The organism is Streptomyces sp. DSM 41931 (assembly GCF_050271085.1).
GTDB lineage: Bacteria > Actinomycetota > Actinomycetes > Streptomycetales > Streptomycetaceae > Streptomyces > Streptomyces albogriseolus.
In genome coordinates this window covers 2,382,639-2,395,952 of sequence record NZ_CP189902.1, presented here as the reverse complement: position 1 = coordinate 2,395,952, position 13,314 = coordinate 2,382,639, and the positions used below count along the sequence as shown (strand labels likewise).

Sequence of the window (13,314 nt, the reverse complement as noted above, 5' to 3'; positions counted from 1 at the left end):
CTCAGCTGCCGGAACGCGCAGCAGGGTGACGCCGGCCGGACCGAAAGGCGTACGCCCGGTTGCGGGGCGTCGCGGGCGCTTCGACGGTGGGTTCAAGATCCGAAGCCCCGCGAAAGGACTCTCCATGCGCGCTCTGCCGGCCCGGCGCATCGCACTCGGCGCCCTGTGCGCCGCCCTCCTGGTCACCACCACCGGCCCGGCCGCCCTCGCGGCCGACTCGCACCCCGGACAGGAACCGGCGGCATCGCTCCTCGCGCGGCTGCCGCAGACCGACACGGCACGCACCGACCTGACCCCGGTCACCGACCTGGTCCGCGCGGTCCTGTCCGCCCCCGACGGCCAACTCCCCCCGGCGGAGGCCCGCCGGCTCGCGGCGGCGGCACGCGAGGCGGTCGCCCGGGCGGCGACGGACGACCCGTCGTCCGCCTCCATCACGGTGGTCAACGACTCCTCGACCCTCGCCGCACCGGTTCTCCCCGGTGTCCCGAACCCGGCGACGGGCGTACTGCTGCCCACGGCCGAGGAGGACGACACCCCGGTCGCCACCACGGACAGCGTCCTGGGCGCCGTACGGGAGGCCTTGGAGAACTTCTTGAACGTCCTGCTCCCGCAGTCCGACCCGGCCGACGCGGACAGTGCGTCGACCGCGGCCACCGAGTCCAGCAGCACGTCGACGACGGAGACGGACGACACCGGTACGACCGGGACGACGGACGACACGAGCACCACCGACGAGGTCACGGCCGCCGTGAACGCGAGCGAGACGGCGGCCGGTGCGGCGGCCGACGCGGCGCTGACGGCGACCGACGCGCTGGTGGCCCGGGTGGACGAGCTCCTCGCCGCGCTGGCCGGCACCGATGCGCAGACCGCCACGACGCTGCCGGCTCCCGCGGACCCGGTGGCCTCCTCGGATTCGGCGACCCCCGTCGAGCCCGCCGCGTCACCGGGCCTGCTGCCCGCGCTCACGTCGCTCCTGACGCCGAATTCCTGACCTACGGCAGGAGCGTCAGACACTCCATCAGTTCATAGAATTCATATGAGGACTCGGCAATCTTCGATTTCCCGGTTTCCGCTCCGGCCGGGGATCGTTGTGCAGGGCGACAGAACCACTCCGGCGACTCGCGTTGCCGAAGAAAGGAACACGATGAAGTCCCTGAAGGCTGCCGCCGTCCTTGCCGGGTCCCTGATCGCCGCCGGTGTCGCGGCGCCCGCGTACGCCGACTCCACCGACCTGGCGTCCACCGGCCTCGACACGGGTCTGCGCACCGCGGTTCCCTTCGAGCTGATGCCGCTGCAGGACTCGGACACGCTCGAGACCGACCAGGAATCGGTGATGGGCACCGCGAAGGAGGCGGCGGGCGTCGTGAACGAGGTCAAGCCCGTGCGCGGCGACCTGGGACTGCACGCCTGACGCCACGCCGGCGGAACTCGGCCCCCGGTGCTCAGCACCGGGGGCCGAATTGTATTTACGGGAACCGCAGTTGTGTCCTGAAAAACCCACGCCGCGGAACGGGGACACGCAGGAGCCCCGGGGCTCGAGGCCTCCGGGGCTCCTGGGCGCTACGGCGGACGTCCGTGGAATCGTGGACCGCCGCGACGTTACTTGTTGACGCAGTGGTTGCCGAAGGCGGGGTTCAGGGCGCCGATCACGTTCACGGTGTTCCCGCACACGTTCACCGGGATGTGGATCGGGGCCTGAATCACGTTGCCCGACAGGACGCCGGGCGAGTGGACCGCCGCACCCTCGGCGCCCGAGTGGGCCGAGGCCAGACCGGCGCTGCCCAGAACCACGGCACCGGTGCCGAGAGCGATTGCGCCGACCTTCGCGATGTGAGACATCACGTTCTCCTTACTGACTGGTTAAGCGCGGCAGCACGACTAGCGCCGCACGCACCGCTCAACGCGGGACGGCGGCCCGGGTCACGGGGAATGTCCGTAGATCACTCGTTGATGCGCGTTTGTTCCTGATGCCGAGTCAGCCGCGACGTGCCGTTCGCCCGTCTGATGCCACCGGACACGCTTCTGAGCTGCATGTTTGCAGAAAACACGCGCATATGGGCGTTTCGGCTATCAAAAGTCGCAAACGTCGCTTACGTTAACAGCGTTCGGTCACCGGTCCGTTACGGATCGTGCCCATGCGAGAAACGGAGAGGTAATGCGTAAGTTCCAGAAGGCCGCGGTCGTCGTGGCCATGCTCGGCACCGTCGGGTTCGCCGGTTCCGGCGTCAGCTACGCCGGCGAGGGCCCGGAGTTCGAGTTCAACAACGAGCAGACGACGGTCTGCCCCCAGGACAACTCGACCCTGGGTCTGGTCGCGGTCGACGACGTCAACGCCGGCGTCGGCGCCCTCCTCGGCCTCGGCATCGCGGAGAACAAGGAGACCAACTCGATCGCGTGTGCCTCCAGCGTGGCTCTGGGCGGTCGCTGACCACCGTCGGGTGGCTGAGGGCAGGTCCCGGGTCTCACCCTTTCGTGGTTCGAGGCCCGGGCCTGCCCGACCCGGCCGTTGTTTCGGGACCGTTGAAGAAAAGGTGCATGGTGAAGTCGAAGAAGATGGTGACGACGGCGGCGAGCGTTCTGGGTAGCCTCGCTCTGCTCGCGTTCGGAGCGGTGCAGGCCGTGGGAGCCGAAAACCCCGGGACGTGCACGAAGGACGACAAGGGGAACCTTCGCTGCGTCCAGGTGAGCGAATACCGCGTCACCAAGACGGACAGCGGCACCCGTATCGACAACAAAACGTCGCAGAGCTGCACCGGCAAGGGCGAACTCACCTGCGCCAGCGACCTCGTCGTGGGCTGAACGTCCGACGCAGAACGCTGTGCCGGTGGTGCCGCGATATGAATTTTCGCTATCCAAACGCTATTCGGCGTTTCGCTATCAATTGCCGCAAGGGTCGCCCTACATTTGGCGGCCGTCAGTGACCGGTCCGTTCGGGCCGGTCAATCGAAGAATGGAGAGGCAATGCGCAAGTTCCAGAAGGCTGCGGTCGTTGTGGCCATGCTCGGCAGCGTCGGCTTCCTCGGCGCGGGCGTCAGCCACGCCGGCGACGACCCGGCCGTGGAGCTGAACAACAAGCAGTCGACCGCCTGCCCCCAGGACAACTCGGCGAAGGGGCTCATCGTGATCGATGACGTCAACCTGGCCGTCGGCATCCTCGGCCTGGGCGTCGCCGAGAACAGCGAGACGAACTCCATCGAGTGCGCCAGCAGCTTCGCCGTCGGCGGCGAGTGATCACTGCAGGGTGATTCGGGCAGGCTCCGGGGTCCTGTCGTCCATCGGGCGACGCGGACTCCGGGGCCTGCCCGGTTCGTTGGGCGAGTCAGGTATTCAAGGTGTCGACAAGCGGCGTCGCCGTCGGTCCAGGCGGCGCCGAGCGTGAGGAACAGGCAGATGTTCAAGTCCAAGAAGATGGCAGCGGTGGCCGCGGTTCTCGGAGGCGTCGTCCTCCTCGGCGTCGGAGGAGGCGGCCAGGCCGTCGCGGCCGAGAGCCCGGCCAAGTGCTCCGACGACGGCCAGGGCAACGTCCTGTGCACGGACACCGGTGAGCGCGAGGTCACCAGCAAGACGTACGGGAAGGTCCGCATCGTCAACGACGTGCGGCAGAGCTGTTCCGGTAAGGGCGCCGACGTCTCCTGCGGGACCAGCCTCACCGTCGACGGGCAGAAGGTCTGACGTTTCGTCGCCAGGCACCAGGAAGGGCCGGGACCCTACGGGGGGTCCCGGCCCTTCCTGGCGCCTGGAGTGCCTTGAGTTCTCGGGGGTCACACCTGCGCGAGGGGGCGGTCGGGGCAGGGCACCCCGACCTCGGTGCAGTAGGACAGTCCCTCGACGGAACGGTCCGTGCAGAAGCGGGCGATCAGGTCCGCCGACTCCTCCCGGCGCTCGACCGTGACGAGGTGGTCCGCCTCCTTCACGGTGGTGAACAGCGCCCCCGGCATCGTCGCCGCGAGCTCCCGCCCCATTTCCGGAGTGCACAGCGTGTCGTACTCCCCGGTGAACACCAGCGCCGGCACCCGCGGCACCGGGAGCGGCTCGTAGCACCCGTGCGTCACCAGCCGGATGTTGTGCTCGACGGCCTTCCTGATGTCGTCCGGCGTCTGGTTCATGAACTGGCGCTGGAGCAACCGCGCCACGGCCGCGTGCCGGCGGACCTTCCCGGCCCCCGGGTTCGACATGAACAGCCGCACCAGCCCGTCGGCGGCACCCTCGATATCACCTCGCTCCAGCGTCCGCGTCAGCCGCGGCACGGCCTCGCTGTAGAGCTCGGGCAGCCGGTTCGCCGCGGCCGCGAAGATGATGCGCCGGACCGACTCCGGATGGCGCTGCGCGAACCGCAGCCCCACGACCTCGCCGAAGCAGCCGCCGAAGAGATTCACCTCGGGCACGCCGATCTCCGTCAGCATGTGCTGCACCGCGTCGCCGAGGAAGTCGATGTCGTAGGAGGCCGGGAGGAAGTCCGAACTGCCGTAGCCGGGAAGGTCCACCGTGATCAGCGTGCACAGCGGCGCCAGCCACTTCTCGTGGCTCTGCCAGGAGTACCGGTTCTGCGAGGACCCGCCGAGCAGCAGCAACGGCGCTGTCCGCGGGGCGCCCTGGCGGACGATCCGGCAGGTGTACCGGAACCCCCCGAACACCAGCTCGCGCTCCTCCGCTCGCTCGGGCTCTGAGGGAACGGGCCAGGATCCCTCCGCACGGGGTGGGGCCTGGGCGGCGATGACGGCAGTGCGCATGAGCGGCTCCGGGAAAGGCGGAACGATGGTGAACCGTTCCATCCTTACCAGTGAACTCACCATTCAGGCGTAACCACCCAATTGTGGGCGATCCCGGGTAAAACGCCAGCTCGGTCTGGGTGTTCGCCCGCCAGGACAGGGCGGTAGGTGCCCGCGTGGGGGAGCGCACCCACGGAGCGAGCGCCCCCTGCGGCGCTGCGCCGGCTCGATGCGCTCCTGCTCCACCGAGCGGACCGGAAGGACCGCTCAGCGCGCTTGAGTCGGCTGAGCGGTCCTTCCGGACCCGCGAGCTGAGAGGCCGTCGTCTAGCGGACGACCACGTAGTCCCCGGTCGACGCCGTCGCGCCGGAGGTGGTGTTGCCGTAGTAGACCCAGCGCCAGGTGCCGGACCTGGCAGCCTTCACCGTGGTCCTGAGCACACCGGTCCTGTTGGACTTCACCTTCCTGACGGTGGTGTACGCCTTGGCGCCGGCCGCCTTGAACTGCAGGCTCACGGTGCGTCCCGCGTACCCCTGATAGGTGTGCGTGTCCCAGTTGGCCCGGGTGACCTTGCCGGTCACGGTGAGCGTCCTGCCCTTCCGGACCGGCTCCGGCGAGGCGTTGACGGTGACACGGGTGGCCCGCTTGATCTGGAGCGGGACCTTCACGTCGTCGATGTCGTGCCGGTCACCGGCGAGCCAGACCCGGCCGGCGGTCTTCCAGGCGCCCGCGTCCTTGTTGCCGAAGTCGGGGTGGCGCGGGTCGATGTAGAGCCACTCCTCGAAGTCGCAGATCCCCTTTGCCCGGTTCACCACCTTGCAGTCGGAGCTGTCGATCGCGTGCCACAGCTGGTCGCCGGACTCGAGGCCGCCGCGGTAGGGGAAGACGACCACCCCCGGGTCGTACCTGAGCTTGGTCGTCATCCGGTAGGTCGCGTGCACCACGACCTCCTCCTTGACCCCGATCACGATCGGCTTCCCGCCGTTCACCTTGACGTTGCTGAAGGAGACGCCTCCCTCCGCCGCCCCGGCCGGCACCGCGGAGACCGCCGTGAACGCGACAGCGGCCCCGCCGGCCATGAACGCGCTCCACATGGCCCTTCTCGTCCTCAAGTTGCCCCTCCCCTTCTCCTGGGCCCGCTGGTGTCCAGCGGCTGACTAGGGGACAGGGGAGTGCGATACGGGGTTGCGGTCGCCGAGGCAACGATTCGATCACCTCGGCCCATCGTCTGTACGACGTGCTTGTGTGCCTCAGGCCTTCGGCTGGGTGAAGCGGATGCGATTGCCGAAGGGGTCACGGAGACCGCAGTCGATTCCGTACGGACGCTCGGTGGGCTCCTCGGTGAATTCCACCCCCTTTGCGAGCAGCGTCTCGTAGGTCTTGCGGCAGTCGTCCGTGGTGAGGATGAGCCAGCCGCCCATGGCTCCCTTGGTCACCAGCTCGCGCACCTGCTCCGCCGTCTCCTCCGACATCGCCGGCGCACCCGGCTTCTCCAGAAGGATCTGGCGCTCGGGGTGATGCGGCACGGCGACGGTCAGCCAGCGCATGAAACCCATGTCGAGGTCTGCGGTGATCTCCAGGCCGAGCTTGCCGACGTAGAAGTCGATGGCCTCGTCCTGGTCGAGGACGTATATCTGCGACTGCGTGATGGCGTTGAACATGACATTGACACTAGCGATCGGCCGGGACGAGAACTTATCCAAAACTGCTCAGTGGACGAGGCGTTGTCCCGGCCGCCGGTCAGGCATGCGGTCGAGTCCACGCCATCGTGAAGCACGTCGGCACCGCCACGGCAACCGCTTCCTTGCGGTAGGTCCGCGGCGACCGGCCGACGATGTCCCGGAACGTCCGGCTGAAGGTGCCCGGGCTGCTGAAACCGACCTCGAAACTGATGTCCGTCACGCTGCGATCGGTCTCCCGCAGCAGGAACATCGCCCGTTCCACGCGGCGACGCTGCAGGTAGCGGTGCGGTGTCTCACCGAACGTGGCCCGGAAGGTACGCGTGAAGTGGGCCTGCGACACGTGTGCGACGCGGGCCAGGGCAGGGACGTCCAGCGGCTGCGCGTAGTCGCGGTCCATCACGTCACGCGCTCGGAGCATACGGCGATTGGTTTCTTCTGCGGCGCGGCTCACGGCGCCATCTCATCATGTGCCGTTGCCGCCGGGGCTGCCGTCAGAACCACGAAACGCCCTGGAGGGGAGATCCCCTCTGGGGCGTTCTGGCTGGTGGCGGGTTGCGCCCCCGGCAGGACTCGAACCTGCGGCCAAGCGCTTAGAAGGCGCCTGCTCTATCCACTGAGCTACGGGGGCCGGGTGTGGTGGCCTGTCGTCGTGGTGCCCTGGTGGGGGCCTGTCCTTGACGCTGCCGGAGACAAGGATAGGGCTCCCGCATCCTTGCCCCTGTCGCCTCGCCTCCGTGGCTCGATGTGGAGGTTCGGTGAAGCGGTCCTGATAATCGCAGGCAGGTACGAATCGTGCACTCGTTTTGGCCTCTGACGCATCGGGTGTTGTGCACTCGTTATGCCTCGGCTGTGCCCGCGTCGCAGACGCCCCTTCCATCCGCTTGTGTCCTGTCGGCGCGCAGACGTGCTCATATGCTTCAGAATTACCCTGAAATTGGGCATTCTTCGCATGTGGTGACCTTGGACGTACGGCCTCAGCTGCTCGACGCACTCTCCGCCCTGCGCGACCGTGTCGCCGCCGCACGCTTCCCGCTGCCCCTCGCCGGGGCCGCCCGCGCGCGTGCCAACCGCGACGAACTGCTCGCCCAGCTGGACGACTACCTGATGCCGCGGCTGAGAGACCCCGGGGCGCCCCTGCTGGCAGTCATCGGAGGTTCCACCGGAGCCGGCAAGTCCACGCTGGTGAACTCGCTCGTGGGCCGGCGTGTCAGCGAGGCGGGGGTGCTGCGGCCGACGACACGGACGCCGGTGCTCGTCTGCCATCCGGAGGATCACCACTGGTTCAGCGGAATGCGGGTGCTGCCCGACCTCACCCGCGTCTGGGTGCCCCACCACCAGGACCCGGCCGACGACCTGCTGCTGCCCGGCGAGGACCCCGCGCGCGTCCTGCGCGTCGAGACCGCCGACACCCTGCCGCCCGGCCTCGCCCTCCTCGACGCGCCCGACATCGACTCCCTGGTCTCCGACAACCGGATCCTCGCCGCCGAGCTGATCAACGCCGCCGACATCTGGATCATGGTCACCACCGCAGCGCGCTACGCCGACGCCGTCCCCTGGCACATGCTGCGCACCGCCAAGGAGTACGACGTCAGCCTGGTCACGGTGCTGGACCGGGTGCCGCACCAGGTGGTCTCCGAGGTGTCACGGCAGTACGGCGCCCTCCTCACCAAGGCCGGGCTCGGCGACGTACCCCGGTTCACCGTGCCCGAGCTGCCCGAGTCCGCCTGGGGCGGCGGGCTGCTGCCCGGCACCGCCGTCGCCGCCCTGCGCACCTGGCTCGTCCACCAGACGCTCGACCCGGCCGCCCGCCAGCACGTCATGGCCCGCACCGCGTACGGCGTCCTCGACTCGCTCAACTCCCGGCTGCCCGAGCTGGCCGGCGCCGCCGCGGCCCAGTACGCCGCCACGCTGCGCCTCACCTCCGCCGTGGAGACCGCGTACGACAGTGAGCACTCACGGGTGCGGGGGCGGCTCCAGGCCGGGGCCGTGCTCGCCGGGGACGCGCTCAAGCGGTGGCGCGCCTTCCCCCTCGACTGCACCCCGGGCGAACTGCTCGACACGCTCGTGGAGAGCCTCAGCGCGCTCCTGCTGTGCGCCGTCGCGGCCGCCGACGAACGCGTCGACGAGGCCTGGCGGCGCGAGCCCGCCGCCGACGCCCCCGAGCTGGCCGCCCGCGACAGCACCCCGGAGAGCGTCGAGCACCGCATCGGCCTCGCCGTACGGCGCTGGCGGCGCGAGCTGGAGGAACTCGCCGAGGAGGAGGTGCGCGAGCTGGAACGCGGCGTCGCGCCCGAACCCGAGACGGTCGCCGCCCTCGTCGCCACGGTCCTGCTCGGCGGCCGCCGCGCCCGGACCGCCGGGGAGACCCTCGCCGAGCGGATCGGCGCCCACGGCGCGCTGCGCCTGCGCGACCGCGGCGGACGGCTCCTCGTCGCCCACGTGGACCGGATCATGCACGCCGAACGCGAACGCCGGCTCGCCCCGATCGACACCCTCGAGGTGCACGCGGAACCCCAGCCGGAACTCATCGCCGCGTTGTCCGTACTGCAGAAGGAGAGGTGACCGGTGACCGCCGTCACTGACCAGGACCACACCGAGCACCCCGAGCACCTCGAAAGCACCGAGCAGCCCGAGCGCCCCGCCCGCGCGGACACCGCCGGCGCCTGGGACGACGGGCTGATCGCGCGCCGGGTGAACGGCAGCCCGGCCGAGGAGCAGCCCGCCGTGGCCGAACCCCGCGCCTCCACCCCGCAGAAGGTGATCCCCCTGTCGTACGACCCGCAGCTCGCCTCCCGTCTGGACGCGCTGCGCGAACTGGTGGGGCTCTCCCGCGCGCGCCTCGACAACCGCACCCTCTCCCAGGCGGGACGCGTGCTGGACGAGGCCGCCGCGCGGCGCCGGCTCTCCGGGCAGCACACCGTCGTCGCCATCGCGGGTGCGACCGGCAGCGGCAAGTCGCAGCTGTTCAACACGCTGGCCGGGGTGCCGATCTCCGAGACCGGCGTACGGCGGCCCACCACCGCCGCCCCCATCGCGTGCAGCTGGAGCGACGGCGCGGCGAGCCTCATCGAGCGCCTCGGCATCCCGCCCCGGCTGCGCCGCCGCCCCCTCCAGGCCATGACGGACGCCGACGAACGGCTGCGCGGACTCGTCCTCGTCGACCTGCCCGACCACGACTCGGCGGCAGTGGAGCACCGCGAGCAGGTGGACCGGGTGCTGGGGCTGGTCGACGCGGTGATCTGGGTCGTCGATCCGGAGAAGTACGCCGACGCCATGCTGCACGAGCGCTATCTGCGGCCCATGGCGGCCCACGCGGAGGTCATGTTCGTCGTCCTCAACCAGATCGACCGGCTGCCCGGCGACGCCGCCGAACAGGTCCTCGACGACCTGCGGCGGCTCCTCGACGAGGACGGCATCGTGCTGGGCGAGTACGGCGAACCCGGCACGACCGTGCTCGCCCTGTCGGCGCTCACCGGGGACGGCGTGGGCGACCTGCGCGAGGCGCTCGCCCGGTTCGTGGCCGAGCGCGGGGCGCCCGCCCGCCGGATCGCCGCCGACGTCGACATCACCGCCGCCCGGCTGTGGCCCGCGTACGCGACACGCCGGCGCACCGGGCTCAGCGAAGAGGCGCGGGAGGAGTTCTCCGACCGGCTCGCGGACGCCGTAGGGGCCACCGCGGCGGGCGAGGCGGCCGAACGCGCCTGGCTGCGCAACGCCAACCGCGCCTGCGGCACCCCCTGGCTGCGGCTGTGGCGCTGGTGCCGGGCGCGGCGCGAGCCGACCACGGGCAGGGTCCCGCTGGGCGGCCGGCCCGACGAGGAGGTCACCGCACGGCAGCGTGTGGAGCAGGCGGTCCGCACGGTCGCCGACCGGGCCTCCGCGGGACTGCCCGTGCCATGGGCGCAGGCGGTGCGCGAGGCGGCGGTGCGCGGGTCGCAGGGGCTGCCGGAGGCCCTCGACGAACTGGCCGTACGGGCGGGACTGCCGCCGGGGCGGCCGCCGCGGCCGGGGTGGTGGCCGGTGGCCGTGCTCGCCCAGGCGTCCATGACGATCCTGCAGTTCATGGGCGGGCTGTGGCTGCTCGGGCAGATCATCGGCGTCATGGCGCCGAACCTGGGGGTGCCGGTGCTGCTGATGGTCATCGGGATCGTCGGCGGGCCGCTCGTCGAGTGGAGTTGCCGGATGGCCGCGCGGGGGCCGGCGCGGAGGTACGGGCTGGAGGCGGAGAGACGGCTGCGGGAGGCGGCGGCGGGGTGCGGGCGCGCCCGCGTGCTGGATCCGGTGGCGGCGGAGCTGCTGCGGTACCGGGAGGTCCGGGAGCAGTACGGGCGTGTGGCGGGGGTGGGTGCGGGGGGCGGGGGGCGCTGAGGCGGGCTTCGGGTCCGGTGGGAGGCGGGGCGGGTGGGAGCCGGAGCGGGTGGGAGCCGGGGCGGGTGGGAGCCGGCAGGCCACTCGTCCGGGTGGCGGAGTTTTCCACAGGGTGGGGGCGGTCCACAGGGCTCGGCGGGGTCCGGCCCGGCGGAGGCAGTCTGACTGCGCGGTGACCACGGAGCGCGAGGCGGTCCGCGGTCACCGCGCCGGACGGCAGCCGTACGGGACGGGCCCGTACGTGTATCCGGCCGGCGCCGGCGCGGGAGCGGCGGGTGCCGGGCCAGGGAGGGAAACGCGATGAACGAGACGATGGTGTGCGTGGTGGGCAACGTGGCGACGCGGCCCGTGTACCGGGAGACGGTCTCCGGGCCCTCGGCGAGGTTCCGGATCGCGGTCACCGCGCGCTACTGGGACCGGGAGAGGAACAGCTGGGCGGACGGGCACACCAACTTCTTTACGGTGTGGGCCAACCGGCAGCTCGCCACCAACGCGGCGGCGTCCCTGTCGGTGGGCGAACCGGTGATCGTGCAGGGGCGGTTGAAGGTGCGCACAGAGACACGGGAGGGCCAGCCCGACTGGATGTCGGCGGACATCGACGCGGTGTCCGTCGGGCACGACCTCTCCCGCGGCACGACCGCCTTCCGCCGCGCGCCGCGACCGGAGTCGAACCCCGCACCGGACCGCTCGGAACCCACCTGGGAGGCGGACCCGGCCCTGTCGTCGCCGACCGACGGGGCGACGGACGGAGTGACGGGCGAGGCGACGGGCGCCGACAGCGGTGATCCGACCCAACTGCGGCCGGAAGCAGCCATGGTGACGTGAAATCAGGGGTGGCGGTCTCCGGCACGGCGGCTGTCCGAAACCAAGGCTTATCGACGGATCCATGGCGAACCGTCCTGCGTGGATTTGTCGATAAGCCCTGTTCAGCGATGTCCCGGCGATAACGATTCCGATTCGGATCATGGCTCCGACGCGATCACCGGCAAGCGCTGTCCGACGGCTCCTTAGGATGCCGGGCATGGTTCCGGGGTTCCCGGGGCCGGAGATTCTGCTGGTGGGACCGCCCCCCACGTAACGGGTCCTGCTCGGAAGGGAATTCGGTGTCTGTTTCGTTCTCCGCGCGGCGCCTGCGCGGACGTGGGTCGGCCCGCCTCGCGGCGGGGACGCTGGTGACGGGGATCGTCGCCACCACCGTGCTCGCCGGTGCCGGAACGGCCTCCGCGGGCGACCCCGGGACGATGCCGCAGTACAACGGAGCAGCCGCGACGATCGACGGGCTCAAGACGTACGGCGCGGCCGTCATCCACGGAGCCGCCGGTGACACGCAGGTGTCGGCGGGGCTGTTCGAGATGTCCGTCGAGGGCGGCGGCATGCTGCACACCTACTGCGTCGACATCCACACCCCCACCCAGCAGGACGCCAAGTACCACGAGACGTCCTGGAGCGGCACCTCGCTGGGCACCAACAAGGACGCCGGCCGGATCCTCTGGATCCTCGAGCACTCCTACCCGCAGGTGAACGACCTGGCGGCGCTCGCGAAGAAGGCGGGCGTCCGGGGCCAGCTCACCGAGCAGGACGCGGCGGCCGGCACCCAGGTGGCGATATGGCGCCACTCCGACGGAGTGGACGTCGACGCGCTCGACCCGCAGGCCGAGCAGCTCGCCGACTACCTCGAGAAGAAGGCGCGGAAGGCGCAGGAGCCGCAGGCGTCGCTGACCCTGGACCCGCCGGTCGTCGCCGGCCGCCCGGGCGAGCGGCTCGGCCCGGTCACCGTCCGCACCGACGCGCGGAGCGTGACGGTCTCCCCGCCGGCGGACGCCGCCACCTCCGGCATACGGATCGTGGACGCCAAGGGCGAGCCGGTCACCACCGCCGGCAACGGCAGCAAGCTGTTCTTCGAGGTCCCGGAGGACGCGGAGGCGGGCACCGCCCAGCTCACCGTGCAGGCGGCGACGAGCGTGCCGGTCGGCCGTGCCTTCGTCTCCGAGAGCCGGAGCCAGACGCAGATCCTGGCCGGGTCCAGCGAGTCGACCGTCTCCGCGACGGCGAGCGCCGGCTGGGCGAACGAGGGCGCGATACCGGCGGTCTCGGCCCGCGAGAACTGTGCCGCGGGCGCGGTGGACGTCACGGTCGCCAACCAGGGGGACGCCGCGTTCTCCTTCAAGCTGGCAGGTGCCGAGTACACCGTGGAGGCCGGCAGCTCCCACACGGTGACGGTCCCGCTGAACGAGGACCGGCCGTACGACTTCACCGTCGAGGGGCCGGACGGCTTCCAGCAGCGCTTCACCGGGATGCTCGACTGCCGTACGCGGGCCGCCGAGACGGGGACGACGACCCAGACCCTCACGGGTCCGACGCCCACCCCGCTGTCCGCCCCGGTCACGGACACCAACCTCGCCGAGACCGGCGCGTCCGGTGCCACTCCGTGGATCACCGGCACCGCCATAGCGCTGGTCGTCCTCGGCGGCGCGGGCCTGGTCTTCACCCGTCGGCGGCAGGGCGCCTCCGGCGACAACGGCTGACGGGCGGGCACGGGGCTTGTGCCCCACGGC

General features: G+C 71.0%; 15 protein-coding genes and 1 tRNA gene. 10 read left to right on the top strand and 6 right to left on the bottom strand.

Translation table 11 applies throughout. The annotated features are described in order from the left end of the window. The first annotated feature begins 124 nt into the window (after positions 1-124). Together ACP7TJ_RS11125 and ACP7TJ_RS11120 are read left to right on the top strand one after the other, a co-directional pair. Positions 125-991: a hypothetical protein gene (locus ACP7TJ_RS11125; protein WP_427762989.1), complete on the top strand. Its 867-nt coding sequence runs from the start codon at positions 125-127 to the stop codon at positions 989-991. Between the two features lie 153 nt (positions 992-1,144). Further along, positions 1,145-1,411 carry a hypothetical protein gene (locus ACP7TJ_RS11120; RefSeq protein ID WP_189909796.1) on the top strand — a complete coding sequence of 89 codons (267 nt, stop codon included), beginning with the start codon at positions 1,145-1,147 and terminating at the stop codon, positions 1,409-1,411. 188 nt (positions 1,412-1,599) lie between these two features. Here the strand turns inward: ACP7TJ_RS11120 and ACP7TJ_RS11115 are convergent, their stop codons facing one another. Further along, complete coding sequence (locus ACP7TJ_RS11115; RefSeq protein WP_189909795.1) at positions 1,600-1,839, bottom strand: chaplin; 240 nt, start codon at positions 1,837-1,839, stop codon at positions 1,600-1,602. Between the two features lie 316 nt (positions 1,840-2,155). On the opposite strand from ACP7TJ_RS11115, the gene ACP7TJ_RS11110 reads away from it, so the two are divergent. The 4 genes from ACP7TJ_RS11110 to ACP7TJ_RS11095 all read left to right on the top strand — a co-directional run bounded on the left by ACP7TJ_RS11110 (position 2,156) and on the right by ACP7TJ_RS11095 (position 3,672). Further along, positions 2,156-2,428, top strand: a complete 273-nt coding sequence (locus tag ACP7TJ_RS11110) for a hypothetical protein (RefSeq protein ID WP_189909794.1) — start codon at positions 2,156-2,158, stop codon at positions 2,426-2,428. Between the two features lie 107 nt (positions 2,429-2,535). Next, the gene (locus ACP7TJ_RS11105) at positions 2,536-2,799 is read left to right on the top strand and encodes a hypothetical protein (RefSeq protein WP_380807238.1); all 264 of its coding nucleotides are present in this window, start codon (positions 2,536-2,538) and stop codon (positions 2,797-2,799) included. A 162-nt stretch (positions 2,800-2,961) separates the two neighbouring features. Continuing rightward, positions 2,962-3,231, top strand: coding sequence for a hypothetical protein (locus ACP7TJ_RS11100; RefSeq protein ID WP_189909792.1), 270 nt, complete (start codon positions 2,962-2,964; stop codon positions 3,229-3,231). A gap of 159 nt (positions 3,232-3,390) precedes the next feature. Next, positions 3,391-3,672, top strand: coding sequence for a hypothetical protein (locus ACP7TJ_RS11095; protein WP_427762985.1), 282 nt, complete (start codon positions 3,391-3,393; stop codon positions 3,670-3,672). A gap of 89 nt (positions 3,673-3,761) precedes the next feature. On the opposite strand, the gene ACP7TJ_RS11090 is transcribed toward ACP7TJ_RS11095, so the two are convergent. From ACP7TJ_RS11090 to ACP7TJ_RS11070, 5 genes are all read right to left on the bottom strand, one after another. Further along, on the bottom strand, positions 3,762-4,730 hold the full coding sequence (locus ACP7TJ_RS11090; protein ID WP_427762983.1) for an alpha/beta fold hydrolase: 969 nt from the start codon (positions 4,728-4,730) through the stop codon (positions 3,762-3,764). A 305-nt stretch (positions 4,731-5,035) separates the two neighbouring features. Then, positions 5,036-5,803 carry a hypothetical protein gene (locus tag ACP7TJ_RS11085; protein ID WP_093764158.1) on the bottom strand — a complete coding sequence of 256 codons (768 nt, stop codon included), beginning with the start codon at positions 5,801-5,803 and terminating at the stop codon, positions 5,036-5,038. Positions 5,804-5,959: 156 nt separating this feature from the next. Beyond that, positions 5,960-6,370, bottom strand: coding sequence for a VOC family protein (locus ACP7TJ_RS11080; protein WP_093764157.1), 411 nt, complete (start codon positions 6,368-6,370; stop codon positions 5,960-5,962). 79 nt (positions 6,371-6,449) lie between these two features. Next, a complete protein-coding gene (locus ACP7TJ_RS11075; RefSeq protein WP_266397242.1) occupies positions 6,450-6,842 on the bottom strand; it encodes a helix-turn-helix domain-containing protein in 393 nt (130 codons plus the stop codon). Between the two features lie 104 nt (positions 6,843-6,946). Continuing rightward, a tRNA-Arg gene (locus ACP7TJ_RS11070) sits at positions 6,947-7,019 on the bottom strand. 323 nt (positions 7,020-7,342) lie between these two features. On the opposite strand from ACP7TJ_RS11070, the gene ACP7TJ_RS11065 reads away from it, so the two are divergent. From ACP7TJ_RS11065 to ACP7TJ_RS11050, 4 genes are all read left to right on the top strand, one after another. Continuing rightward, positions 7,343-8,953 carry a dynamin family protein gene (locus ACP7TJ_RS11065; protein ID WP_093764155.1) on the top strand — a complete coding sequence of 537 codons (1,611 nt, stop codon included), beginning with the start codon at positions 7,343-7,345 and terminating at the stop codon, positions 8,951-8,953. A 3-nt stretch (positions 8,954-8,956) separates the two neighbouring features. After that, positions 8,957-10,759: a YfjP family GTPase gene (locus ACP7TJ_RS11060; RefSeq protein WP_167741786.1), complete on the top strand. Its 1,803-nt coding sequence runs from the start codon at positions 8,957-8,959 to the stop codon at positions 10,757-10,759. 300 nt (positions 10,760-11,059) lie between these two features. Next, positions 11,060-11,584, top strand: coding sequence for a single-stranded DNA-binding protein (locus tag ACP7TJ_RS11055; protein ID WP_427762980.1), 525 nt, complete (start codon positions 11,060-11,062; stop codon positions 11,582-11,584). Between the two features lie 278 nt (positions 11,585-11,862). After that, a complete protein-coding gene (locus ACP7TJ_RS11050; protein WP_401408859.1) occupies positions 11,863-13,284 on the top strand; it encodes a Cys-Gln thioester bond-forming surface protein in 1,422 nt (473 codons plus the stop codon). Positions 13,285-13,314: the final 30 nt, after the last annotated feature.